This is a genomic window from Streptococcus pluranimalium, assembly GCF_002953735.1.
Taxonomy (GTDB): Bacteria; Bacillota; Bacilli; order Lactobacillales; family Streptococcaceae; genus Streptococcus; species Streptococcus pluranimalium.
Genome location: NZ_CP025536.1, coordinates 456,966 through 482,657 on the forward strand (window position 1 = coordinate 456,966; position 25,692 = coordinate 482,657).

General features: G+C 39.5%; 27 protein-coding genes and 1 pseudogene. 26 read left to right on the forward strand and 2 right to left on the reverse strand.

The annotated features are described in order from the left end of the window. The first annotated feature begins 2 nt into the window (after positions 1-2). The 9 genes from C0J00_RS02300 (at position 3) to C0J00_RS02340 (ending at position 7,280) form a co-directional block, all read left to right on the forward strand. Positions 3-956, forward strand: coding sequence for a branched-chain amino acid ABC transporter permease (locus C0J00_RS02300; RefSeq protein WP_104967381.1), 954 nt, complete (start codon positions 3-5; stop codon positions 954-956). Further along, positions 956-1,720, forward strand: a complete 765-nt coding sequence (locus C0J00_RS02305; protein WP_104967382.1) for an ABC transporter ATP-binding protein — start codon at positions 956-958, stop codon at positions 1,718-1,720. Before C0J00_RS02300 ends, C0J00_RS02305 begins: the two co-directional genes overlap by 1 nt. Continuing rightward, positions 1,720-2,430 carry an ABC transporter ATP-binding protein gene (locus C0J00_RS02310; RefSeq protein ID WP_104967383.1) on the forward strand — a complete coding sequence of 237 codons (711 nt, stop codon included), beginning with the start codon at positions 1,720-1,722 and terminating at the stop codon, positions 2,428-2,430. Before C0J00_RS02305 ends, C0J00_RS02310 begins: the two co-directional genes overlap by 1 nt. Positions 2,431-2,740: 310 nt before the next feature. Continuing rightward, positions 2,741-3,400 carry a CBS and ACT domain-containing protein gene (locus C0J00_RS02315; RefSeq protein WP_104967384.1) on the forward strand — a complete coding sequence of 220 codons (660 nt, stop codon included), beginning with the start codon at positions 2,741-2,743 and terminating at the stop codon, positions 3,398-3,400. Positions 3,401-3,465: 65 nt separating this feature from the next. After that, positions 3,466-4,113, forward strand: coding sequence for a dTMP kinase (gene tmk / locus C0J00_RS02320; protein ID WP_104967385.1), 648 nt, complete (start codon positions 3,466-3,468; stop codon positions 4,111-4,113). Further along, positions 4,106-5,005: a DNA polymerase III subunit delta' gene (locus C0J00_RS02325; protein WP_104967386.1), complete on the forward strand. Its 900-nt coding sequence runs from the start codon at positions 4,106-4,108 to the stop codon at positions 5,003-5,005. The genes tmk and C0J00_RS02325 overlap by 8 nt, the downstream gene beginning before the upstream one ends. A gap of 29 nt (positions 5,006-5,034) precedes the next feature. Further along, complete coding sequence (gene yabA, locus C0J00_RS02330) at positions 5,035-5,355, forward strand: DNA replication initiation control protein YabA (protein WP_104967387.1); 321 nt, start codon at positions 5,035-5,037, stop codon at positions 5,353-5,355. A gap of 2 nt (positions 5,356-5,357) precedes the next feature. Beyond that, positions 5,358-6,224, forward strand: a complete 867-nt coding sequence (gene rsmI, locus C0J00_RS02335) for a 16S rRNA (cytidine(1402)-2'-O)-methyltransferase (protein ID WP_104967388.1) — start codon at positions 5,358-5,360, stop codon at positions 6,222-6,224. Between the two features lie 438 nt (positions 6,225-6,662). After that, a complete protein-coding gene (locus tag C0J00_RS02340; protein ID WP_104967389.1) occupies positions 6,663-7,280 on the forward strand; it encodes a hypothetical protein in 618 nt (205 codons plus the stop codon). 170 nt (positions 7,281-7,450) lie between these two features. Here C0J00_RS02340 and C0J00_RS02345 read toward each other — a convergent pair whose 3' ends face one another. Beyond that, entirely contained in the window at positions 7,451-8,089 is a 639-nt protein-coding gene (locus tag C0J00_RS02345) for a copper homeostasis protein CutC (RefSeq protein WP_104967390.1), read from the reverse strand. 170 nt (positions 8,090-8,259) lie between these two features. On the opposite strand from C0J00_RS02345, the gene serC reads away from it, so the two are divergent. The 6 genes and pseudogenes from serC to C0J00_RS02375 all read left to right on the forward strand — a co-directional run bounded on the left by serC (position 8,260) and on the right by C0J00_RS02375 (position 13,513). Next, positions 8,260-9,351: a 3-phosphoserine/phosphohydroxythreonine transaminase gene (serC, locus tag C0J00_RS02350; RefSeq protein ID WP_104967391.1), complete on the forward strand. Its 1,092-nt coding sequence runs from the start codon at positions 8,260-8,262 to the stop codon at positions 9,349-9,351. Then, positions 9,351-9,899, forward strand: coding sequence for a GNAT family N-acetyltransferase (locus C0J00_RS02355; protein WP_104967392.1), 549 nt, complete (start codon positions 9,351-9,353; stop codon positions 9,897-9,899). The genes serC and C0J00_RS02355 overlap by 1 nt, the downstream gene beginning before the upstream one ends. A 77-nt stretch (positions 9,900-9,976) precedes the next feature. After that, positions 9,977-11,162 (forward strand): annotated as a pseudogene (locus C0J00_RS02360) (3-phosphoglycerate dehydrogenase family protein). Positions 11,163-11,220: 58 nt separating this feature from the next. Next, positions 11,221-11,403 carry a DUF6440 family protein gene (locus C0J00_RS02365; protein WP_104967393.1) on the forward strand — a complete coding sequence of 61 codons (183 nt, stop codon included), beginning with the start codon at positions 11,221-11,223 and terminating at the stop codon, positions 11,401-11,403. 453 nt (positions 11,404-11,856) lie between these two features. Continuing rightward, on the forward strand, positions 11,857-12,372 hold the full coding sequence (locus tag C0J00_RS02370; protein WP_104967394.1) for a GNAT family N-acetyltransferase: 516 nt from the start codon (positions 11,857-11,859) through the stop codon (positions 12,370-12,372). Positions 12,373-12,415: 43 nt separating this feature from the next. Then, positions 12,416-13,513 (forward strand): MmcQ/YjbR family DNA-binding protein, encoded by a 1,098-nt coding sequence (locus tag C0J00_RS02375; RefSeq protein WP_104967395.1) that lies wholly within the window; start codon positions 12,416-12,418, stop codon positions 13,511-13,513. Between the two features lie 153 nt (positions 13,514-13,666). Here C0J00_RS02375 and C0J00_RS02380 read toward each other — a convergent pair whose 3' ends face one another. Further along, complete coding sequence (locus C0J00_RS02380; RefSeq protein ID WP_104967396.1) at positions 13,667-14,575, reverse strand: diacylglycerol/lipid kinase family protein; 909 nt, start codon at positions 14,573-14,575, stop codon at positions 13,667-13,669. Positions 14,576-14,663: 88 nt separating this feature from the next. Here C0J00_RS02380 and rsmD point away from each other — a divergent pair, with 88 nt between their 5' ends. From rsmD to gloA2, 11 genes are all read left to right on the forward strand, one after another. Then, complete coding sequence (gene rsmD / locus C0J00_RS02385; protein WP_104967397.1) at positions 14,664-15,203, forward strand: 16S rRNA (guanine(966)-N(2))-methyltransferase RsmD; 540 nt, start codon at positions 14,664-14,666, stop codon at positions 15,201-15,203. Continuing rightward, a complete protein-coding gene (gene coaD / locus C0J00_RS02390; protein WP_104967398.1) occupies positions 15,193-15,693 on the forward strand; it encodes a pantetheine-phosphate adenylyltransferase in 501 nt (166 codons plus the stop codon). The genes rsmD and coaD overlap by 11 nt, the downstream gene beginning before the upstream one ends. After that, entirely contained in the window at positions 15,674-16,753 is a 1,080-nt protein-coding gene (locus C0J00_RS02395) for a SepM family pheromone-processing serine protease (protein ID WP_324761706.1), read from the forward strand. The genes coaD and C0J00_RS02395 overlap by 20 nt, the downstream gene beginning before the upstream one ends. A 263-nt stretch (positions 16,754-17,016) precedes the next feature. Further along, complete coding sequence (locus tag C0J00_RS02400) at positions 17,017-18,000, forward strand: LacI family DNA-binding transcriptional regulator (RefSeq protein ID WP_104967399.1); 984 nt, start codon at positions 17,017-17,019, stop codon at positions 17,998-18,000. Next, a complete protein-coding gene (gene rbsK, locus C0J00_RS02405; RefSeq protein ID WP_104967400.1) occupies positions 17,993-18,904 on the forward strand; it encodes a ribokinase in 912 nt (303 codons plus the stop codon). Before C0J00_RS02400 ends, rbsK begins: the two co-directional genes overlap by 8 nt. Continuing rightward, positions 18,879-19,277, forward strand: a complete 399-nt coding sequence (gene rbsD / locus C0J00_RS02410; RefSeq protein ID WP_104967401.1) for a D-ribose pyranase — start codon at positions 18,879-18,881, stop codon at positions 19,275-19,277. Before rbsK ends, rbsD begins: the two co-directional genes overlap by 26 nt. 12 nt (positions 19,278-19,289) lie before the next feature. Beyond that, positions 19,290-20,768 carry a sugar ABC transporter ATP-binding protein gene (locus C0J00_RS02415; RefSeq protein ID WP_104967402.1) on the forward strand — a complete coding sequence of 493 codons (1,479 nt, stop codon included), beginning with the start codon at positions 19,290-19,292 and terminating at the stop codon, positions 20,766-20,768. A 1-nt stretch (position 20,769) separates the two neighbouring features. Beyond that, positions 20,770-21,714, forward strand: coding sequence for an ABC transporter permease subunit (locus tag C0J00_RS02420; RefSeq protein WP_160543729.1), 945 nt, complete (start codon positions 20,770-20,772; stop codon positions 21,712-21,714). Positions 21,715-21,725: 11 nt separating this feature from the next. Then, positions 21,726-22,694 (forward strand): substrate-binding domain-containing protein, encoded by a 969-nt coding sequence (locus tag C0J00_RS02425; protein ID WP_104967403.1) that lies wholly within the window; start codon positions 21,726-21,728, stop codon positions 22,692-22,694. Positions 22,695-22,786: 92 nt separating this feature from the next. Further along, positions 22,787-25,222 carry a DNA translocase FtsK gene (locus C0J00_RS02430; protein WP_104967404.1) on the forward strand — a complete coding sequence of 812 codons (2,436 nt, stop codon included), beginning with the start codon at positions 22,787-22,789 and terminating at the stop codon, positions 25,220-25,222. Between the two features lie 12 nt (positions 25,223-25,234). Further along, complete coding sequence (gloA2, locus tag C0J00_RS02435; RefSeq protein ID WP_104967405.1) at positions 25,235-25,621, forward strand: SMU1112c/YaeR family gloxylase I-like metalloprotein; 387 nt, start codon at positions 25,235-25,237, stop codon at positions 25,619-25,621. The last annotated feature ends 71 nt before the right edge of the window (positions 25,622-25,692 follow it).

Below are 25,692 nucleotides of genomic sequence, written 5' to 3' on the forward strand. Positions count from 1 at the left end.
TAATGATCAAAAATATCAAATCAATCTTAGCTTGGCTAGGGCTTATTGTAGTTGCTTTTCTTGTCCTCAATATCCTAGTTAGTGCTGGCGTTTTGGGGTTGTATCATGTACAAATTTTGATGGGGATTGGTATCTCAATCATCATGGCTATGGGAACCAATTTGGTTTTAGGTTTTTCTGGTCAATTTTCACTTGGACAAGCTGGGTTTATGGCTATTGGTGCCTATGCAACAGCTATTATGACTCAAATCAATCCGACATATACAGGATTTTATTTATCAATGCTTGTGGGTGCTATGGTAGCAGGACTTATTGCGGTGATTGTTGGCTTTCCGACCCTTCGTCTAAAGGGTGATTACCTTGCTATTGCAACCCTTGGTGTAGCAGAAATTATCCGTATCGCAATCGTTAATGGTGGTGAATTAACCAATGGCGCAGCTGGTTTGACTGGCATTTTGCCCTATACTTCATGGCAGGTTGTTTTCATCTTTGTAGTAGTGATTGCTGTACTTTTAATGAATTACCTCCGAAGTGCAACAGGACGTCAAGTGATTTCTGTTCGTGAGGACGAAATTGCAGCTGAATCAATGGGAGTTAACACGACAAAAGTGAAGGTGATTACCTTTGCTATTGCGGCGATGACAGCTGCTATTGCTGGTTCCCTTTATGTTGGCTACATCGGGACGATTGCGCCTAAAGATTTTACCATCATGCGTTCTATTGATTACCTCATCATTGCTGTTCTAGGTGGTCTTGGCTCGATGACAGGAACAATCGTGGCGGCTATTGTTTTAGGGATTCTCAACATGTACTTGCAAAATGTAGCGGATCTGCGTATGATTATCTATTCTTTAGCTTTGATTTTAGTTATGGTATTCCGTCCAGGAGGACTTTTAGGAACTAAAGAATTGCTTTTGTCTAAATTCTTTCAAAAAAATAAAGGAGGCAATTCGTAATGGCCTTACTTGAAGTTAAACATTTAACCAAACATTTTGGGGGGTTAACTGCCGTTGGCGATGTTACTATGGAGCTGAATGAAGGGGAACTGGTAGGGCTTATTGGACCTAACGGTGCTGGAAAGACGACTCTTTTTAACCTCTTAACGGGAGTTTATGAACCTTCGGAAGGAACAATCAGCCTTGACGGAACTCTCTTAAACGGTAAGAAACCTTATACTATTGCATCACTTGGATTATCACGTACTTTCCAAAACATTCGTCTCTTTAAAAATATGACTGTTTTGGATAATGTTTTGCTTGGTATGAGCAATACTAACAAGTCACATTTCTTTTCTTCTTTGTTGCGATTGCCGAAATTTTATGCTAGCGAAGAGACGTTACGCCAAAAAGCTATGGATTTGTTAGCTATTTTTGGTCTTGATGATAAGGCAGACCATCTCGCTAAAAATTTACCCTATGGTCAGCAGCGCCGTCTTGAAATTGTGCGTGCCCTAGCTACGGAGCCGAAAATTCTGTTTCTTGATGAACCTGCTGCAGGGATGAACCCACAAGAAACGGCAGAATTAACAGCACTCATTCGCCAAGTTAAGGATCAATTTGGGATTACCATTATTTTGATTGAACATGATATGAGTTTGGTTATGGAAGTGACAGAACGTATCTACGTTCTTGAATATGGTCGTTTAATCGCCCACGGCACACCAGATGAAATAAAAAATGATAAACGTGTTATTGAAGCCTATCTTGGAGGTGACGTCTAATGGCTATGTTAAGTGTAGAAAATCTCTCGGTCAGCTACGGGGCTATTGAGGCGGTAAAAAATGTCTCCTTTGAAGTTAATGAAGGAGAAGTTGTTTCTTTAATTGGAGCGAATGGTGCTGGTAAAACATCTATCCTTCGTACGATTTCTGGTTTGGTACGTCCTAAAGAGGGTAAAATTTCTTTCTTAGGAAATGAAATTCAGCGAGTTCCTGCTCGTAAAATTGTCTCGGATGGCTTGTCGCAAGTTCCAGAAGGTCGTCATGTTTTTGCAGGATTAACCGTTATGGAAAACCTTGAAATGGGTGCCTTCTTAAAGAAAGATAAGGATCAAAACCAAAAAAATCTTAAGAGTATTTTTGAACGTTTTCCACGTTTAGAGGAACGTAAAAACCAAGATGCAGCGACTTTATCAGGTGGTGAGCAGCAGATGCTTGCTATGGGGCGTGCTCTCATGAGCCAACCAAAACTCTTGCTTCTTGATGAACCATCAATGGGGCTAGCGCCAATTTTTATTCAAGAAATCTTTGATATCGTGCAAGATATTCAAAAACAAGGAACAACGGTCCTCCTCATTGAGCAAAATGCCACAAAAGCACTCTCAATCGCAGATCGAGGCTATGTATTAGAAACAGGAAAAATCGTCTTGTCAGGGACAGGACAAGAACTCCTTGAATCAGACGAAGTCCGAAAAGCATATCTGGGTGGTTAAAACTGTCCGGTGGACAGTTTTAATCGGGAAATAGAGATTGCTCTAGCAATCTACATTACAGCCGGTGGACGGTTTTAATCGGAAAATAAAGATTGCGAAGTAATCCATACTCCAGCCAGTGGACCTTTTTAGGTTGCAGATAAGAAACGACGAAAGGTGTTTGACATTACATCTTAGAAATCACAATATTTCTAGTTAATCAGTGTATAATAGAAGTAAACAGTAGGCTTTAAAATGCTGATTACTTAGCGTAAGTGATTCTCTTGTTAACGATTGATTCAAGAATTGAACAAATTGAAGGAGGGCTGGTATGGCCGTTAAAGATTTTATGACGTCAAAAGTCATTTATGTATCGCCTGATACGACTGTTGCACATGCTTCAGATAAAATGAAGGCTCAGGATTTGCGACGATTACCTGTTATTGAAAATGATCGCTTGGTCGGTTTGGTAACAGAAGGGACCATGGCTGATGCAACGCCATCAAAAGCTACAAGTCTCTCCATTTATGAGATGAATTATCTCTTAAACAAAACCAAAATCCGTGATATTATGATTCGAGATGTTATCACCGTATCGCAAGATGCCAGTCTTGAAGATGCTATTTACATTATGATGAAACATAAGGTTGGGGTTTTGCCTGTTGTGGATAATGATCAACTTTATGGCATTATTACAGACCGTGATATTTTTAAAGCCTTTCTTGAAGTATCTGGTTATGGAGAAGAAGGGCTGCGCCTGAACATTCTTCTTAACGATACTATTGGTAGTTTGGAAAAAGTTGTTCGTGTCATCAGTGATGCTAACCTTAATATTCACCGTACGGTAGTCGCCAATCATAAATCTGGAAAAACCTTGGTTGAAATCCAAATTCAAGGGCAAGCAGATACCCAAGCACTACAAAAAGCCTTGGAAGAACAAGGTATCACTGTTACCAGAATTATGCAAACAGAGGCTAAAGCTGGATTCTAAAAGATGAAAAGACGACAAGAATTCTTGTCGTCTTTTTTGATAAATTCTGCTAAAATAGAAGTACTATGACTAATGGATTTTTAATTTCCTTTGAAGGACCTGATGGTGCTGGGAAAACGACTGTTTTAGAACAAGTTATCCCCAGATTACAAGATATATTTGAGCAAGAGATTATTGCGACTCGCGAACCTGGTGGTGTTGACATTGCTGAAAAGATTCGTGATGTCATTTTAGATGTTAATCATACAGCAATGGATGCTAAAACGGAGCTCTTGCTTTACATTGCAGCCCGTCGCCAACACTTGGTTGAGAAAATCCTTCCAAACCTTGAGAAAGATGCTATTGTCTTGGTTGATCGATTTATCGATAGTTCAGTAGCTTATCAGGGCTATGGGCGAGGGTTGGATGTTGCTGATATCACTTGGTTAAATGCTTATGCGACTGACCATCGTCAGCCAGACTTGACAGTCTATCTTGACGTGACTTCAGAACTTGGTTTGGAACGTATCTCCAAAAATGCAGATCGCGAAGTTAATCGTTTGGATTTAGAAAAGTTAGATATGCACCAAAAAGTTCGTCAAGGGTATTTGGCACTTTTAGAGGAAAATCCTGACCGTATTGCCTTAATTGATGCTAGTCAATCTGTGGAAAAGGTTGTGGAGGATACTTTGGCTGTGATTATCAACAAATATAAGGACTTAAAAAATGCCTAAAAATCCTTTGACGAATGTATTGGAGCAACAACAGCCGCAATTACTGCAAGAAATGCAACGAATCCTGAAGAACAATAAACGTAGCCATGCTTATTTGTTTACAGGTGGCTTTGCTTCTTGGGAGATGGCTATCTGGATGACCCAGTATCAATTTTGTGAAGATTTTGACGGTTTGGAACCTTGTGGGAAATGCCGTTCTTGTCGTTTGATTGCTGAGGATGATTTTGCGGACTTGGCTATCTTGGAGCCGACCAATGGCTTTATCAAAACAGATGATGTACGTGCCTTGTTGAGTCGCTTTTCTAGCTCTAGTTATGAAGGTAAGGATCAGGTTGTCATTATCCGTGGAGCTGACAAGATGCATGTCAATGCAGCTAATAGTCTGTTGAAGGTTATGGAAGAGCCGCAGAGTCATATCTATTTGATCCTTTTGGTTGAGGATGAGAATCAGCTTCTAGCAACTATTAAAAGCCGTTGCCAACAATTTCATTTTCGTAAAAATCAAGAGGTTATCAAGCTTGATTTAGAACAAAAAGGCTTATTTCGCAGTCAAGCTGGGCTTCTAGCAGATGTCGCTTCTTCCGTTAGTGAGGCTAGGAGTTTAGCACAAGATGCTAACATTTTAAATGCTTTACAGACACTAGAACGTTTTGTTGGACTGTTACTGACAGATAAAGGAAAAGCTTATTTAGAAATCAGTCGACTAGCCAGTCAATTGACAGATAAGGATTCTCAAGCTTTGGCTTTTCAACTATTGGTGTCTTTGTTGGGGCAAGATTTGAAGAATCCAAAAGCGCTTGACTATTTAGACAGGCTTATTCTTGCTAGAAAGATGTGGCAAGCTAATGTCAGCTTTCAAAACGCTTTAGAATATATGATATTACAAGCATAATGAGTTAAGGTCATGAGGAGGTAGCTGTGATGGCTAAAAAAGATTTATTTGATGCATTTGATGGGTTCTCACAAAATCTCATGGTGACCTTAGCCGAGATTGAAGCCATTAAAAAGCAAGTACAAGATTTGGTAGAGGAAAATACCCAGCTGCGCTTGGAAAATAGCAAGCTACGTGAACGTTTGACGCAAGTCAGTGAGCAACATGCTGAAAAAAATCAACATCAAGCTAAGCAACACTTGGATACCATTTATGAGGATGGTTTTCACATTTGTACGGATTTTTACGGTCAAAGACGTGAAAACGATGAGCAATGTGCCTTCTGTTTAGAGCTACTATATAGGGAGTAATCATGCAGGTTCAAAAAAGTTTTAAGGGACAGTCTTCCCATGGTACGCTATATTTAGTTCCAACACCGATTGGCAATTTATCAGACATGACTTATCGAGCTGTTGAAACGTTGAAATCGGTTGATGCCATCTGTGCAGAAGATACACGAAACACAGGCTTACTGCTTAAGCACTTTGAAATTGAAACACGTCAAATCAGTTTTCATGAACATAACGCTTTTGAAAAAATTCCAGACTTAGTTGCTATGTTAAAAGAAGGACATTCTTTAGCGCAAGTGTCTGATGCGGGTATGCCCTCCATCTCTGATCCTGGACATGATTTAGTTAAAGCAGCAATTGCTGAAGACATTTCAGTAGTTGCTTTGCCAGGTGCTTCAGCCGGGATTACAGCTTTGATCGCTAGTGGTTTAGCGCCTCAACCCCATGTTTTTTATGGTTTTTTACCGCGTAAATCTGGTCAACAAAAAGCCTTTTTTACTGAAAAGTTATCCTACCCAGAAACGCAGATTTTCTATGAATCACCTTATCGTGTCGTTTCAACTTTGGAAAATATGTTGGAAGTTTATGGAGATCGTCAGGTCGTCTTGGTAAGAGAGTTAACCAAACTCTATGAGGAGTACCAACGTGGTTCAATCACAGGATTATTATCTTATTTGTCTGATAATCCTTTAAAGGGAGAGTGTTTAGTGATTGTTGATGGCAATGATGGAAGCATTATGCCAGCTGTACAAGACTTATTATCACCATTAGACGATGTTAAGGCGCGTGTTGCAGCAGGGACTAAACCAAATCAAGCTATTAAGATGGTAGCAAAAGAAAGAGGGCTTAATCGTCAGGACTTATATCAAGAGTATCATGAGCTTGTATAAGGTCTGGTCAAGAAGTTTTAAAAACAGGAAAAGGTTAGAATAACGTGGTCTAGAAACGTTATTTTAGCCTTTTTATCATGATGTGATTTTTAGTTTGCTTCATCCCATAAAGGAAATACCAACAAGATGCTTGCTAACTAATTACTCCGTATTCTTTGAACTTATGGCTGATAATCATAGAGAGTATATGTTTAAAATTGTTATCAAATTGACTTTTTTGTTGAAAACTTGTTAGTCTTATAACTAATTGTTAAGGTAAAATAATTGACTTTTCGCCTTCAAGAAAAATTTATCTGTTTATTGAGATATTTTTGAGGAGGTAAGGATGGAGCTATGTCATCAACTGTTAATATTGTAAAATTGGCTGATGAAGCTAGATTGCCCTAATGATGAGGCTTTGTTATGATTAATATAGTTTAAATAAAGGTGGTTATGATATTGAAAAAGTTTTTAAAAGTGACTTTAGTGACGGCAAGCTTGCTAACAAGCGTTAGCTTGGGACAAGCCAATCATGTTGCAGCAGAAATGTCGCAAGAATTTGTTGGCGATCAAGCTGATAATCAACAAGTTAGCATCAATCCTTGGAAAGAAGGGGATAATACCGTTTCAGGAACAGCTTCAGCCAATCAGATGGTTAGTGTTAGATTCAAGAAGGGGAACGATAAGTGGGATGTCACTTCTGTAACTGTTCAAGCTGACCAAGAAGGACAATGGCAAGTTGCTGTTCCAAGGGATACTTTTGATGGCTGGATGCAGCTGGATATGCAGGTTTTTGCTAGAGCAACCGATGAGACAACTGAAGCTGGTGGTGTTTTTGTTGAATTCGTTGATGCAACTGGTAAAAAATTGACTCAATCTCAAATTTTAGTCACTCCTATGACATTGCCACTAGGGAGTCGCTACGAAGCTATTCCACCAAGACGAATAAAGGACTTTTATGGTCAAGAGTATTGGTTTGTCGGTCGTGATAATTCTTATTCTGCTTATTCGGAGCGTGTCACTAAGCATGATAAGACAGTTCGATTTATCTATGAGCCTGTCCAAGAATCAGAATAATACTCATTGAAAATCAAAATCTGATCTTGTCGAGTTTACCTTGATGACCTTCAGTGCTATCTGTGGCTCTTTTACTAGTCAGATTTTAATTTATAATATGTCATACACAACGACATTCAAAATGATGATTTTTGATAACAGTTAAGAGGCTGGGGAAACCAGCCTCTTTTTTATGATATTAATCGTGTCCCATGAACTTGGGTAGCTCCTGTGAGTTTGACAAGTTCTTGGAAATTATCCTTGGTAATACCTCCACCGATTTGAATGTCAATACGACCTGCGGCATAGTCAACTAAAGCTTTTAAATGAGCAACATTATCAAAGATATCAGACTTGCTATCAGGATTCCCATGGGTTAGAATGCGTGTAAAACCATAGTCAATCAAGTCATCGATAGCCTGAAACTGGTCTTCTTGTGGAATGTGATCAAAAGCCATGTGAAAAACAAGGGGAAGACCTTGAGTTGATGGTAAGAGTTGTTCGATGGCTTCTGTGTCTAGTTGGTTGTCTTCTGTTAATAATCCTAATACAAGAGCATCAGATTCTAATTCGGCGGCATGGAGGATATCCTCTTCTATAGCACGTAGTTCAAGATCGTTATAGACGAAGTTACCACCACGAGGTCGGATCATGATAGCAGTCGAGATGCTTTTTTCATGAAGGTAACGATTTGCTTCCTTGATAACACCATAAGACGGTGTGGTTCCACCTACAGCTAAGTTATCACAAAGTTCAACACGTGAGATGTCTGGGCTATTTAGCCTATGGAGATCGGTTAAGTTTTCAGCGCAAAATTCTTTGGTAATCATTTGTAGTCCTTTCAAGAGGGTTTGGATTTATTATATCATGAATGTTGCTGATTTTCGTTAGTAACTGCTGTCGGTAAAAAACATCAAAAAACAATACTTTGTAGAAAGATTCTGATAATAATACACAATTTTGTGATATAATGAATTAATTTTAAATGGAGGTTGTGGTTATGACAATTTATAACTTTTCTGCAGGTCCTGCAGTATTGCCAAAAGAAGTGCTAAAAAAAGCCCAAGCTGAGTTTTTGGATTATGCCAACTCGGGCATGAGTGTTATGGAATTGTCCCACCGCTCCAAGGAATTTGAAGATATTATTAAGACTGCTGAGCAATTGTTGAGAGATTTGATGCAGATTCCAGACAACTACAAAGTCCTCTTTTTACAAGGAGGTGCTTCAACCCAGTTTTCCATGCTACCTTTAAATATGGCAAAGGGAAAGAAAGCTTATTATCTAGTTGCAGGATCTTGGGGTAAAAAAGCCTATACTGAAGCTGTTAAACTTTCAAAGACAATCCCTTTTGAACCCATTTGCTTGGCTTCATCTGAAGAGACTGGATTTGACCGTATTCCAGAATTTGATAACCGTTTGATTGATCCAGAGGCAGCATATGTGCATCTAACAACCAATAATACTATTGAGGGAACGAGTGTTTATCAGCTCCCTGAAACAAATGGTGTCCCGCTTGTGGCTGACATGTCATCGAATATCTTAGCAGTTGATTACAAAGTTTCTGATTTTGCTATGATTTATGCCGGTGCGCAAAAAAATATTGGGCCTGCTGGTGTGACGATTGTGATTGTTCGTGAGGATTTCTTGAATGATGAGCCTGCTCTTTCTAGCATGTTGGATTATCGTATTCAGGCAGAGAATGCTTCGCTTTATAATACGCCCCCAACTTTTGGTATTTACATGGCTAAATTAGTTTTTGAACATGTGACATCTTTAGGTGGTGTGGCTAAAATGGAGGAACTTAATCGTCAAAAATCAAGTCTTCTTTATGATTTTATTGATAGGTCTGACTTTTATAAGAGCCCGGTTAAGTTTGCTAAGGATCGCTCACTAGCTAATATTCCTTTTGTCACACCGAATGCGGAACTTGATAAAGCCTTTAATCAAGCAGCAGATGAAGCCGGATTTAAAAATATTAAAGGACACCGTAGTGTGGGAGGTATGCGAGCAAGCCTATATAATGCTTTTCCACTGGAAGGTGTGAAAGCCCTGCTTGCATTTATGAAAGCTTTTGAGGAGGAACGTGGTTAATGGAGCTACGTTTAGCACATCCCAATGAAGTAGATGATATTATGACGATCATTGAGGAGGCGCGTGCCTTTTTAAAAGCGTCTGGAAGTGATCAATGGCAGGGAAAATACCCTGCAGCCAGTGATATCATTGATGATATTTTGCAAGGTCAAGCTTGGGTTGGATTGATTGATGATGAGATTGTGGCTTATGCTGCAGTCATTGTAGGACAAGATCCAGCCTATGAGAACATCACAGATGGCAAATGGAAACATGCTAATCATCAATATACTGTTTTCCATCGGGTTGCTGTTTCTAAGAAAGCTAGTGGGCAAAAAGTAGGGCAAACTTTCATCCAAGGTTTAATCGAAGGTCATAAGGGTCCAGATTTTCGTTGTGATACCCATCCTAAAAATCTCATTATGCAACATATTTTAGAAAAACTTGGCTACGAATATTGTGGTAAAGTCATGTTTGAGGGAGAACGCTTAGCTTATCAAAAGATTAAGTCTAAGTCTGAAACAGCGGATTACCAAGAAATTGACGAAGGCCTTCGTTACGATTTGTAATTTCTGACTTAATAATTGCTAAAGAGTGTCAGATAGCGGTGTTTCGTTAATAGTTCATATGATTAAAGGAGATTTCTATGGTCTTTAGTGTCAAAACATTCAATAACATTAATAAAATTGGTTTGAAAGAATTAGGCAATGCCTTTCAAATTGATGGTGACTTAGCGGATAATCCAGATGCCTATATTTTACGTAGTCAACAGTTGCATGATGTGGATTTTCCAGATAATCTTAAAGCCATTGCCCGAGCAGGTGCTGGGACCAATAATATTCCCATTGATAAGGCGACAGAAGCAGGGATTGTTGTCTTTAACACACCAGGTGCCAATGCTAATGCTGTCAAAGAAGCCGTTTTAACAGCTATTTTGTTATCGGCGCGTGATTACCTATCTGCTAATAGTTGGGTAAATAGCCTGTCTGGTCATGATGTACCCAAGCAAATTGAGGCTGGCAAATCCCAATTTGCTGGTTCAGAAATTTCAGGGAAAACGCTAGGTGTTATCGGTCTAGGTGCTATTGGTGCTAGGATTGCTAATGATGCGCGCCGTTTGGGCATGAATGTTCTAGGTTATGATCCTTATGTGTCTATTGAAACGGCATGGAATATTTCCAGTCATGTCAAACGAGTTAATGATCTTAAAGACATTTTTAGCCAATCTGACTATATCACTATTCATGTCCCTTTGACTGAGGATACTAAGCATACCTTTGATCGCACGGCTTTTGCACAAATGAAAAAAAAACACTGTCATTATTAATTTTGCTCGTGCAGAACTTGTGGATAACCAGGCCCTCTTTGATGCGCTGGAAACAGGTGTGGTTAGACGTTATGTGACGGATTTTGGAACCCAAGAGCTCCTCAACAAAGAAGGAGTGACTGTTTTTCCACATGTGGGTGGCTCAACTGAGGAAGCTGAACTCAACTGTGCCATTATGGCTAGTCAAACGGTTCGTCGTTTCTTAGAGACTGGCGAAATCACTAACTCGGTTAATTTTCCTAACATGCACCAGGTGCAAGATGCTCCTTATCGCATTACTCTAATCAATAAAAATGTCCCTAACATCGTTGCTAAAATTTCGACAGCAGTATCCGATTTGGATATCAATATTGATAATATCCTTAATCGTTCAAAAGGTGATTATGCCTATACCTTACTTGATTTGGATGAAACGGACGCTGCTAAGATTGACCAGTTAGTTGCGCTGTTTGAAGACAGTGAGAACATCCTTCGTGTGCGTTTGATTCCTTTGGCAACATCCTAAACCTTTGACAGTATCTTGTCATCATGTTAGTCTAGAGGTGTAGAGGAGGTATTGATTAATGTTTAATAAATCCAAGAAAAGCGATAATCGTTTTGAATATATTCCGATGAACTCAGGATCTTTGATCGTGGTTGATCAAGAAACTGGTGTCGAATATTATAAAGAAGGCATTGCCATGACCGTTTTATATGACACTGACGGCAAACCAAAAATTAACAAGAACTGGCGAGACAGTCACTAATGAAATGAAAGGAGGTTGGCAAAAAGTCCAACCTCTTTATGATATGATGTTGGTTTTAACATCCTAAGGCAGTGGTGGGGAGAAGAACTTAGCGATGTATCGCTTTTAGCCTTTCCTCTGCACAGTTACTTAGGAACTTTAGTCTCAAGCAACCACTGCTGAATGGCTGTTTTATTAGCGTTTTACGTTCGGAACTAAGCCTAGATCTGTAGATAAAAGTTGTGCTTTTTTTATCTGCAAGCTCAAAGTGTCTGGGAGACCTTTTGAGCTATGCGGGAGTGGTTGAAGAGGTTAGGGGAAGCTTTTCAATCGGGAAATAAAACTTGCGAAGCAAGTGTCAAAAACTGTCCGCCGGACAGTTTCAGGTCTGAGTCTTAAAACCCTATAGCGAAGACGAACGCTTTTTAGTAAAAGGGAATTTTTCCCCACTCTCTTTTTCAGTTTGGAGGTAAGATGGAAATCCGCAAGATAGCCTTAAGCGATCAAAAAGCTTTTTTTGATTTTGAAGATGAATTACTTGAGGATAAGCGCACCAACCCTTTTATCGAATGGTGGCCAGTTGAAGATTTTAAGGCTTTTGTCTCTCAAAGTGATCTTTCAGAGGTCAAGCAGCTTGATCAAGCCTACTCGCCCTTTACTCGCTATTTTGCCTTTGTAGATGGTGCCATCGCTGGTTTTGTCATTTGTTTTTGGGAGATGGAACATCCAGACTGCTTGACCTTAGGGCATCTGGGTTATATGGCGGCTCCTTCTTTTAGGCATCAAGGTGTCGCTCAAGCTTTGATAGATTTCGCCTTAAGTCAGTATCGGTCTCGAAATATTGGACGTTTGCTTCTGGCAGCGCATGAGGACAACCAAGCCTCTCGTCAATTAATCGAAAAAATAGGTGGTCGAATGATTGCCCAAGAAACCGTTAATCATATGGGAAGTCGGTTTAAGTCGGTAAAGTATGAGTTAATCATCGGCTAATCTGTAACGTAAGACGGCTTGAGTGTGTAGTGAAAGGAAAATGATGTCATTTGAATCTGAGTTTTTTAAGAAGAAATACGTGCTATTTGAGCAACTCGAGGGTTTTGGATTTGTTAAAGATCAGAAGGGCTATACTTATCGTGAGAATTTTTTAGATGGACAATTTCAGGCTGTGATTAGGATTAAGGATGATGGAAGTCTTTATGGTCAAGTGCTAGATCTAGAGTTTGACGAAGAATATGATGCCTTCCGAGCAAATTCAGCTCAAGGGAGTTTTGTTGGTCAGGTTCGGGAGGCTTATGGTCAGATGTTGACTAGGATAGCTGAAGAGTGCTTTGAGACTAGGCTCTTTGAAAATGACCAGACTAATCGTCTAGCTACTTATCTAACAAGGACTTTTGGAGATGCAACAGATAATCCTTTTAAGAAATTTCCCCGTTTCACAGCTTTTAGACATCCTGCTAATGCTAAATGGTATGGTCTTGTTGGCTCAGTTAAGCGCGAGAAATTACAGTTGGGTGATGAAAAGTGGTCACAAGAAGCCTTGCAAGAAGAGGTTGAAATCATTAATATCAAGGTGGCATCCAATCATTTACAAGAATTATTAAAGCTGCCAGGAATTTATCCCTCTTATCACATGTCCAAGAAGACCTGGGTTACGATTGCTTTGGATAATCGTCTAACAGATGAGGACCTGTTTGCCTTGGTTGAGGATAGCCGTTCATTGGTAGCACCCAAGACCTTATCAAATCCTGATGGAACAGATTACTGGGTTATTCCGGCAAATCCAAAATACTATAATATTGATGCTGAATTTACAGAGAATTCTGAGATTCTTTGGACACAAAAAGCCAGAATTAAGGCTGGCGATTGGGTATTGATTTACATGACGAGTCCTATTAAGGCCATTCGATATGCTTGTAAGGTTTTAGAAGCTGATATTGAGAATAAGGGACATCGTGACAATCCAAGTATCAAACGATTGATGAAGTTATCTCTCAAACAAACCTTTGGAGATGACCAACTGTCCTTTGGATTGATGTCAGAAAAAGGTGTTCGAGCGGTCAGAGGACCTAGACGACTCAGTAAAGAATTGGTCGATTATCTTGAAGCAAACTTTCCTCTTTTCAAAGACTTATAGATTATAGTCTTCTTATGTGCAATTTTATAGACTCAGGAAGTGAATTGTAAAATGATTGGCATATTAACTTGGTAAGTTACTTAAAATAGTGACGAAGGATTATGTGGAGGTATCACATAGAGAAAAAACATTGTTGCTACTTACCTATCGACATTATTTCTTAGGAACAATGACCGTTATGGCTTTGGGAAGCATCTGGATAAGGACGGGTAATTTACCTGCTACATCGCCATCAATCCGTACATTGGGGTTATTTTTATCTTTTTGTCGGACATTAACTAAGCGTAGTTCAGAAGCTTGAAAGGAATCCCAATGCTTAAATTGACTAAATTTACCAATACGGAAAAAGAAGTAAAAGAAGAAACGAATGAAGTGGGTTTTCTTTAACGTATAAACAGTGAAAAGTCCATCGTCTACAGTGTCTTTACGGTTAAAACCAGGAAGACCAGCGACAGTATTACTCATGGTAACTAAGAGTAATTTGGTTTTGATATATTGCTTTTTCTGATCTGAGATAGCTTGAATACGATAGGAGCGCCTGCGTAGAAAGATTTTCCAACCTGCTTTGATAAAGGCAAGAGCACCAAAACGACGTTTGTTTTCAGGAGTGACGCTAAGTGCCATATCAGCCATCAGACCAAGGGTTAGGCTAGAAATCATGTATTGATTGCTAACCTTTGCCATATCAATAGCTAGTTCTTGTCCAGAAAAAAGACTTTCTAAAGCTTTTTTAGTGTTTAGCGGAATTCCAAGAGATTTGGCTAAATTATTAACCGTTCCAGTTGGTATGAGACCTAAGCGAGAGTGACCGCCACCTTCATAGATACCTGCGCAAACCAGTTTGATGGTACCATCACCCCCTAACGGGATGATGACATCGACGTTATCTAGACAGGCTTCTTTTGCCATTTGTCTGGTTTCATTAGCAGATTCAGGATAGAAGGTCAAAATGTCTTTTTCAGCTATATTTTTTTCAATTAAGAATGTCCTGATGGTTTCAACCAATTGATCTTTATCACTTTTTCCAGATTGTTGATTGATGATTAATGCAAATCTTGTCATGTTTTTCCTTATTATCAAAAATTTAAAAATTATTATAGCATTTTTTAGAAGAATTATCTTAAAGAATTTTGCTATAATAGAAAACATTATGAGAGTAGTAGCAGGTACATTTGGAGGACGTCCCTTAAAGACGTTAGTAGGTAAAACGACCCGTCCCACAACTGATAAAGTTAAAGGGGCTATGTTTAATATGATTGGTCCCTTTTTTGATGGTGGTCGGGTGCTTGATCTGTATTCTGGAAGCGGGAGTCTGGCTATTGAGGCAGTTTCACGCGGTATGGATTATGCTGTCTTAGTTGAAAAAGATCGTTCAGCACAAGCTATTATCCAAGCAAATATCAAAATGACCAAGTCAGAAAAACAATTTCAATTGTTGAAGATGGATGATAAAAAAGCTCTGAGTCAGCTATCAGGACAATTTGACTTGGTTCTCTTAGACCCGCCCTATGCTAAGGAGCAAATTGTTAATGTTGTAACAGAGTTGGAGGCTAGAGGGTTACTAACTGAGGATGTGATGATTGTTTGTGAGACTGACAAGATGGTAGCATTGCCAGAAGAAATCTCAGCCTTTGGTATTTGGAAACAAAAAATTTACGGAATTAGTAAGGTGACGGTATATGTCAGATAAGAAAATTGGCTTATTTACAGGGTCTTTTGATCCGGTAACCTTAGGGCATGTGGATTTGATTGCGCGTGCTAGTCAACTGTTTGACCAACTCTATGTTGGGATTTTTTACAATAAAGAAAAAGAAGGGCTGTTTAACATTGACCAGAGACGACACATGCTTGAAAAAGCGGTGGCTGAACTTGAAAATGTGTCGGTTATTACGGCTAATCATAGCCTTGCAGTCGATGTTGCAGCCAAGCTTAATGTGACTCATTTAGTGAGAGGATTACGTAATGGCAACGACTTGACCTATGAGGCTAATTTGGAATTTTTCAATAAACATTTGAACGCTAGTATTGATACCATTTACCTCATGTCAGCTAATCAATGGCAAGAAGTTAGCTCCAGTCGTATCCGGGAATTGATTTATTTTAAAGCAGATATCTCGGATTTTGTTCCTGAATCTGTTGTTAAAGAAGTGGAGAAAAAGCGTGAACAAACAAGAATTTAAAGTCATTGAGGAAAACCCTAAAAAGAATTCCCCTTTAAAATGGTGGTTACTGGGAATTGGAACAGCTATATTACTGGCTGTTGCCTTCTTTCTCCCACTGCCTTATTACATTGAAATGCCTGGGGGAGCCTATGATATTCGTGATGTTTTAGAAGTTGATGACAAAGAAGATACAGCTAAAGGTTCTTATAATTTTGTCGCGATTTCTCAAATGCAGGCAACCCCGGTCGCTTTACTTTATGCTTGGGCAACTCCTTTTACCGATATTTCAACTTCTAAGGAAAGTTTGGGAAATTATACCGAAGAGGAGTACATTCGCCTCAATCAGTTTTATATGGAAACGTCACAAAATGAAGCGATCTACCAAGCTTTTAAATTAGCTGACAAACCTGTAGACTTAAAATACTTCGGTGTTTATGTTTTGGATGTTGCTAAGCACTCTACTTTTAAAGGAATTCTAGGTTTAGCAGATACTGTTACCGGTGTTAATGGTAAAACCTTTGAAAGTTCTAAGGAACTTATTGATTACGTTGCCAAACAAAAGATTGGGGATAAGGTGACCGTACAATATTTATCTGATGGCAAAGAAAAAGAAGCTTCTGGTAAAATCATTAAGCTAGATAATGGCAAAAATGGGATTGGAATAGGACTCGTAGATCATACCGAAGTTGAAACAAAAACGCCAGTTCATTTTTCAACAGGCAATGTTGGTGGACCGAGTGCAGGTCTTATGTTTACCTTGGATATTCTAGATCAAATCAATGAAGAAGATTTGAGAAAAGGACGTATGATTGCAGGTACTGGAACGATTGAAAAAGACGGTTCAGTCGGTGATATTGGTGGTGCGGATAAGAAGGTTGTTTCAGCAGCTAAAGATAAGGCTGAGATTTTCTTTGTTCCAAACAATCCCCTCCCAAAATCTTATTTGAAAGAACACCCAGATGCTAAAACCAATTATCAGGAAGCCAAAGAAGCTGCTAAGCGTATCAAGACGGACATGAAAATTATTCCAGTCAAGAATGTTCAGGATGCGATTGACTACTTGAAAAAAACGTCTTAAAACTAAACTAAGGGGCTGAGCGAAGAACCTTATAAATGAGTAAAATGTCCCATATCATGTTATTTGAAAAACGTGATATGGGATATTTTTTTATGAAAAGAAGTGGCTGAATTTTCTTATGAAATGGGTTGGAGATCACTTTTACGAATATTTTTGATGCAATTAAGCTTCTTTTTATTTAAAAAAGTGATTGACAAAAACAAAGTAAGCGATTACAATATAAAATATGAGAACGGTTCCATAATTGAAAAAGGAGGTTTTCTGTGGTTACGATAAAAGAAGTTGCAGAAGAAGCTGGTGTATCAAAATCAACAGTATCTCGTTATATTTCTCAAAAAGGTTATGTGGGACAGGATGCTCAAAAAAAGATAAAAAAGGCTATTGAGAGCTTAAATTACAGCCCTAATGTTTTAGCGCAATCCTTAAAATCACAACGCAATCAACTAGTCGGTTTGTTACTGCCAGATATTTCAAATCCATTTTTCCCCCGTCTTGCTAGGGGTGCTGAAGAGTTTTTAAAAGAACGTGGCTACCGCGTTATGTTGGGAAATATTGGTGAAGGAGAAGTGCTAGATGAAGATTATTTAAAAGTTTTACTCCAAACCAAGGCGGCAGGCATTATCACAACGCATGATTTTACAAAGACACATCCTGATCTGGATATTCCAGTAGTTGTTGTCGATAGGGTTGATCAAGAAACAGAGTACGGTGTCTTCTCAGATAATCGAGCAGGTGGTCGTTTAGCTGCTGAGAAAATTGTTCAAGCGGGCACTAGCAAGGTGTTGTTGGTTAGAGGACCTTCTGATGGTGCGCAGAGTATCAATCAGAGATTTGAAGCGGGACTTGGTTATTTGAAAGACAAACAGATACCGACAGCTATATCCGACAGTCAATCTTTCGACTTTGATGCCATTCAAAAAGAAGCTGAGAACATGCTAGATCAAAACCCTGATTGTGATAGTATTATGGCGCCTTCTGATGTCCATGCGATAGCTTATATTCATGAGATATTATCGCGTGGGAAAAAGATACCTGAAGATATTCAGATTATTGGCTATGATGATATCTTGATGAGTCGATTTATTTACCCATCCTTATCAACGATTCATCAGTCTTCGTATAGGCTTGGACAAGAAGCAGCTGAATTAATTTATAAAATTGCCAATCAGTTACCGGTAGAAGAAAAAAGAGTGCAGTTACCAGTCAGATACATTGAAAGAGAAACCTTAAGGAGGACATATGAGTAAAATCGTTATTATTGGCAGTATCTCCATGGACTTGGTCATGGAAACAGATCGCATTGCAGAAGCAGGCGAGACCGTTTTTGGAAAACAGTTCTCCATGGTACCTGGTGGCAAAGGCGCTAACCAGGCGGTGGCCATTGGTCGTCTGAGTTCTAAAGACGATCATATTGAAATGTTGGGAGCTGTAGGACAGGATCAGTTTGGACCTAGCCTTCTAGACAATTTAAATCAAAATCAGGTTATTTCCGAAAATGTGGGAACGATACCATATTCAACAGGTGTTGCGCAAATTACACTTTACGATGATGATAATCGCATTATCTATTGTCCGGGAGCCAACGGAGAAGTAGATGCCAGTCATTTTGACAGTGAATGGGATATTATCAAAAGCGCTGATTTAGTTGTTTTACAAAATGAGATCAGTCATTCAAGCAATTTAGCTATCGCGCAATTTTGTCACCAAAATGGTGTTAAGGTTCTCTATAATCCAGCACCGTCGCGAGATACAGATGTTGACATGTTAGACTTCGTAGATGTTTTTACCCCTAATGAACATGAGATTAAAGAACTATTTCCTAATCAAGAGATAGAAGACGTTATCAAGCACTATCCTAATAAACTCCTAGTAACTTTGGGAACAAAGGGCTCTATTTTCTTTGACGGTAAGGAAATTCAAAAAGTGCCTGCTATTAAAGCAGAAGTTGTCGACACAACAGGAGCTGGTGATACCTTTAATGGTGCATTTGGCTACGCCCTTTCAAAAGGAATGTCCTTTAAAGACGCTGTAGCTTTTGGAACCTTAGCATCACACTTATCCGTTCAGGGATTTGGAGCACAGGGTGGCATGCCTTATTTAAAAGAAATGAAAGAGAGTGGTTATTATGAAGAAACATGGGCTGTTGAATAGTAATTTGGCTAAAATGGCAGCTGATTTAGGCCATACAGATCGCGTTTGTATTGGTGATTTAGGCTTGCCTGTTCCTGATGGTGTTAGCAAAATCGATCTCGCTCTAAAACACGGTTTACCGAGTTTTCAAGATGTCCTAGATAACTATCTAGACAATATATTAGTTGAAAAAGTGATTTTAGCTGAGGAAATTAAGACTGAAAATCCTAATCAGTTAGAGCAGATATTAAAAAAATTAGACGCTAGTGTTGACGTTGTTTACGTTAGTCACGAAGAATTAAAAGCTCTTAATAAGCATGTCAAAGCAGTGGTTCGAACAGGTGAAGATACGCCTTATTCTAATATTATTCTGCAGTCTGGTGTGACTCTATAGCGAGGTGAAGGCATGAAAATTGAAATGAGAAACATTTCAAAATCATTTGGAAATAATAAAGTTCTTGAAAAAATTGACTTAGATTTACAGTCTGGACAGGTTCATGCTCTTATGGGAGAAAATGGTGCTGGTAAATCAACCTTGATGAATATTTTAACGGGTTTGTTTCCAGCAACGAAAGGCACGATTACTATTGACGGAAAAGAAATGGCTTTTGCCAATCCGCAAGAAGCAGAGGAATTTGGTATTAGCTTTATCCATCAAGAGATGAATACCTGGTCAGATATGACGGTCTTGGAAAACTTATTTCTAGGACGGGAAATCAAAAATAGTTTTGGTCTACTAAACCAAAAAGCTATGAAAGAAAAAGCTAATCAGGCATTTGAGCGTTTAGGGGTCTCTATTCCCTTGAATGCTGAGATTGGAAAACTTTCCGTTGGTCAACAGCAAATGATTGAAATCGCTAAATCTTTGTTATCAGAAGTTTCCATCCTTATTATGGACGAACCGACGGCAGCTCTGACTGACCGAGAGACAGAGAGCCTCTTTTCAATCATCAATAGTTTGAAAGCACAAGGGGTTGGGATTGTTTATATTTCCCATCGTATGGAAGAAATTTTTAGAATAACGGACCTAATCACGGTTATGCGCGATGGCTTAGTGGTTGACACGACACCAACCAATGAAACAACTTCAGATGAGTTGGTTAAAAAAATGGTGGGTCGAGAATTAGAAGACTATTATCCTGATAAAACAGCTAAGATTGGAGAGGTTGCTTTTGAAGTTAGTCATTTGACTGGTAATGACTTTGAAGATGTTTCCTTTCAGGTCAGAAAAGGTGAAATTCTTGGTTTTTCAGGATTGATGGGAGCTGGGCGAACCGAAGTCATGCGAGCTATTTTTGGCATTGATACCTTAAAATCTGGTCAGATAAAGATAGAGGGTCAGGAAGTTTCGCTTGCCAATCCTGTTCAAGCTATTAAAAAGGGGATTGGATTCTTGACTGAAAACCGAAAGGATGAAGGGTTAATTCTGGATTTTTCGATTAAGGATAATATGACCTTGCCAAGTACTAGAGATTTCAGTAAACACGGCTTTTTTGATGATAAGACTAGTACAGAATTTGTCAATCAGTTAATAGAACGGTTACGAGTCAAGTCTGGAACACCAAAATTGCCTGTTGGCAATCTATCGGGAGGTAACCAACAAAAAGTAGTCCTTGCTAAATGGATTGGTATTGCTCCCAAAATATTGATTTTAGACGAACCAACGCGGGGTGTCGATGTTGGGGCTAAACGAGAAATTTATCAATTGATGAATGAATTAGCAGAAAGAGGTGTTCCCATCATCATGGTATCATCAGACCTTCCAGAAATATTAGGTGTAAGCGATCGTATTATCGTTATGCATGAAGGGCGTATCAGCGGAGAGCTTAGCCAATCAGAAGCTAACCAAGAATTAGTCATGCAGCTTGCGACAGGAGGACAATAGTGTGAAACAAGTAATGAAATATGTCTCAGAATTAACAACTCTGATTGCCTTGGCGGCATTGATGGTTGTGATCACAATGCTCAATCCCAATTTTTTAACCACCAACAATTTACTCAATTTACTCTTACAAGTAACAGCTAATGGGTTTATTGCCTTTGGGATGACTTTTGTTATCTTAACAGGTGGGATTGATTTATCAGTTGGATCGATATTGGCTCTTTCTAGTGCCATATCAGCAGGTTTTATCGGTAGTGGCGTTCCAGTACCATTGGCTATTTTATTGGCACTACTCTTGGGTGGCTTATTTGGGCTGTTAAATGGTTTCTTGATTTCTTTTGGGAAATTGGCACCCTTTATCGTGACACTGGCTACAATGACTATTTTTAGAGGGGCTACCTTGGTCTATACAAACGGTAATCCTATTACAGCTGGTCTTAGTGATAGCTTTCTTTTCCAATTTCTTGGACAAGGTTATATTGTTGGAATACCGTTCCCAGTTATCTTGATGTTCCTTGTCTTTATTTTCTTATATGTGTTACTTCATAAAACAGCATTTGGGAAATCTGTATACGCTATAGGAGGTAATGAAAAAGCAGCGTATATCTCAGGTGTTAAATTAAATAAAGTAAAAATGATTATCTATACTATTTCAGGAATGATGGCAGCCGTATCCGGTTTGATCATCACTTCTCGATTAAGTTCAGCTCAACCAACTGCGGGAGCTAGCTATGAGATGGACGCTATCGCCGCTGTTGTTCTTGGGGGAACTTCTTTGTCAGGAGGTAAAGGTCGGATTATCGGAACCTTAATTGGTGCTCTTATTATCGGAGTTCTCAATAATGGTCTTAATATCATCGGTGTCTCAGCCTTCTGGCAACAAGTTGTTAAAGGTATTGTTATTCTCATCGCCGTGCTACTGGATCGCTTGAAAGTAGCCAATCAGTAAAGGAGTTTATCATGAAAATTATGAAACAGTTTGGTCGTGTACTGCTTGTTTTAAGCCTTCTTATCATCTTAGCTGCCTGTGGTAAAACAGGTTTGGATAATGGCTCAAGCAACTCAGATAAAGAAGTTACTAAAAAAGAAGCTAAAGATTTAAATTTAGGGGTATCTATTTCAACCACAAATAATCCTTATTTCGTAGCCATGAAAGAAGGTATCGATAAATATGCTAAAGATAAAGGTGTTAAGGTAAAAGTAGCGGACGCACAAGATGATGCGGCAAGACAAGCAGATGATGTGCAAAACTTTGTTAGCCAAAATGTCGATGCGATTTTGATTAATCCTGTTGATTCAGATGCTATCGTACCAGCTATCAAAGCAGCTAATTCAGCAGATATTCCAGTTATTTTGATTGACCGTGGTAGCAACGGCGGTGATGTCTTGACAACCGTTGCATCAGATAATGTTGAAGCTGGAAAAATGGCAGCTGATTACATCATCAAAGAATTGGGGAAAGATGCAAAAACTTTTGAATTGTCAGGTGTCCCCGGTGCCTCAGCGACTGTAGACCGTGGCGATGGCTTTAATAAAGTGGCTAAAGACCAACTTGATATTTTATCAAGTCAATCTGCAAACTTTGACCGTGCCAAAGCATTGAATACGGCGCAAAATATGATTCAAGGTCATAAGGATGTTCAAGCTATCTTTGCACAAAATGATGAAATGGCTATGGGAGCAGCTCAAGCAGCCAAAGCAGCTGGACTTGACAATGTCTTGATTGTTGGGATTGATGGTCAACCAGATGCTCATGAATCCATCAAAAAAGGAGCCATGTCAGCGACTATCGCGCAGCAACCAGCTAAAATGGGAGAAATTGCTATCCAAGCTGCCATTGACCACTACCAAGGAAAAAAAGTAGACAAAGAAACTGTTTCACCAATCTTCCTTGTGACAAAAGATAATGTTGATGAGCACAATTGGTAAAGGTAACGACTGTATGTCATCTTCATAACAAGCCTAAAAAATGGGGTTGGGATTTTTATCTCAGCCTTTTTTAAATATGCTATAATGGTGTCATGGCAAAAACAAGAACAAAAACAAAAGCCAAGGCTAGGAAAAAGCGTCGTCCTAGCAAGGCGGAAATCGCAAAACAAGCGGCTATTAGACGCATGATTATTAGCTTTTTAGTCGCTATTATTCTTCTCTTTGGCGTTATTCGATTGGGCGTCTTTGGTGTTACTGTTTATAACGTCATTCGTTTTTTTGTGGGAAGTTTAGCTTACCCAGCAATTCTTTTAATCTTTCTGAGTCTCTTTGGCTTTAGATGGTTCCAAAGACATGAAGGGGTTATGACAGGGATTGTTACCCTCTTTGTTGGTTTCTTATTAGAATGGCATGCTTACCTTTATACCCAACCCTTCTTACAAGGACAGGAAGTTTTCAAATCAACCTCTCGTCTCATTTATAGAGATCTTAGTCATTTTAGTGTGACACAGTTCCTCGGAGGCGGTATGTTTGGTGCCCTCTTGTACAAACCGACTGCCTTCTTATTCACGAATATTGGTTCTTTCTTTATTGGTTTTTTGATTATCGCTATTGGTATTTTCATTATTAGTTCATGGGATCTTTATGATTTGTTAGAATTTCTTCGCCAAAAACGTGACGAATGGATGGCTAAGCATGAGATTAATAAGCAAGAACGTTTTGCCCGTCGCGAAGAAAAACGACAGTTAGCCTTGGAGAAAAAAGAACAAGAGGCAGCTGAAAAAGCAGAAGCTGAGCGTTTAGCATCACTTAATGTTGATCTAGAGACAGGCGAAATCCTTGAAGACAATCCTTTTAAAGAGGAGCAATTTTCTGAAGAAACATCAGAACGCAATATTGAGATTATCGGCTACGCGCCAGAAGAAGAAACGACTGACGTGCCGAGTTTTGATGAGAGTTTATTTGAGAATCCACCAATGGATGCCTATGAGCAGGAAAATCAAGCAATGGAGATTCCGACTGAAGCCATTGATTTGGATGATTTGGATAATGATCCCGATCCACAAGTAGTTGTCGATTTTACACCAAAACAACATCTCAACTATAAATTACCTGGTATCGACCTGTTTGCAGCTGATAAACCTAAGAGTCAGGCTAAAGAGAAAAACATTGTTCGTCAAAATATTAAAATCCTAGAAGATACCTTTAAGAGTTTCAATATTGATGTCAAGGTAGAGCGAGCAGAGATCGGCCCATCTGTTACCAAGTACGAGGTTAAACCAGCTGTCGGTGTGCGTGTTAACCGTATTTCTAACTTGGCAGATGATTTAGCACTCGCTTTGGCAGCTAAGGACGTCCGTATCGAAGCGCCTATCCCTGGAAAATCCTTGGTCGGTATTGAGGTTCCTAACTCAGAAATTGCGACAGTTTCCTTCCGTGAGCTTTGGGAACAATCCAGTGCCAAACCTGAAAACCTCTTGGAGATTCCACTCGGTAAGGCTGTTAATGGTACTGCCCGTAGTTTCGATCTTTCCAAGATGCCCCATCTCCTTGTAGCGGGATCAACTGGTTCCGGTAAATCCGTCGCTGTTAATGGGATTATTTCTAGTATTTTGATGAAGGCTCGTCCGGACCAGGTTAAATTCCTTATGGTCGATCCTAAAATGGTTGAGTTGTCTGTTTACAATGATATCCCTCATCTCCTCATTCCCGTTGTGACCAATCCTCGTAAGGCTAGCAAAGCCCTACAAAAGGTTGTTGACGAAATGGAAAATCGCTATGAACTCTTTAGCAAGTTCGGTGTTCGAAATATTGCTGGTTATAATGCCAAAGTAGAGGCTTGGAATGCGACGTCAGAAGAGAAGCATATCCCACTACCTTTGATTGTTGTCATCGTTGACGAGCTAGCTGACTTGATGATGGTTGCCAGCAAGGAAGTGGAAGATGCCATTATTCGTCTGGGTCAAAAAGCGCGTGCAGCCGGCATTCACATGATTTTAGCAACGCAACGTCCATCCGTTGATGTTATCTCTGGTTTGATCAAAGCCAATGTTCCTTCTCGTGTAGCCTTTGCGGTATCATCTGGTACGGATAGCCGTACGATCTTAGACGAAAATGGCGCAGAGAAATTATTGGGACGTGGTGACATGCTCTTCAAGCCAATTGATGAAAACCACCCTGTTCGTCTGCAAGGTTCCTTTATTTCTGATGATGATGTGGAACGCATCGTAACCTTTATCAAGGATCAGGCAGAGGCTGAATACGATGAGTCATTTGATCCGGGTGAGGTCACTGAAGCAGATATGGCAGGTTCTGGTGGTGGCGGAGCTTCTGAAGGAGATCCACTCTTTGAAGAGGCGAAAGCTTTAGTGCTTGAAACGCAGAAAGCCAGTGCTTCAATGATTCAACGCCGTCTCTCGGTCGGATTCAACCGCGCGACTCGCCTCATGGAGGAACTAGAAGAAGCTGGTGTTATCGGACCAGCGGAAGGAACTAAGCCAAGAAAAGTGCTTCAACCCCCTCAATAAAAAGGAGAAATCATGAATTTTGAGTCTATTCATCATCTTGCCATCATTGGTAGCGACTATGATAAAACTCGTCATTTCTATTGTGACTTACTAGGCTTTGAACAATTGGATGAGCATATTCGCCCTGAGAAAAATGACATTTTATTCAATGTTAGAAAAGGCAATCTCGTTTTAGAAATTTTTATTAAGCCAGATGCGCCAGCTAGACCGACTCTTCCGCAACCAGAACACCAAGGACTTCGCCATCTAGCCTTTAGAGTTTCTGATGTGGAAGCTTGTTTAGCAGAATTTGACCGTCTAGGTATCCCACATGAACCTTTGCGTTGGGATGACTTTGATGGTAAAAAGATGGCCTTCTTTTTCGACCCTGATGGTCTACCTTTAGAGATTCATGAATAAAAGAGTCTGGGACAAAAGTCAGTTGACTCCATAAAAAAAGCAACGATTTTTGTCGTTGCTTTTTGCATGCT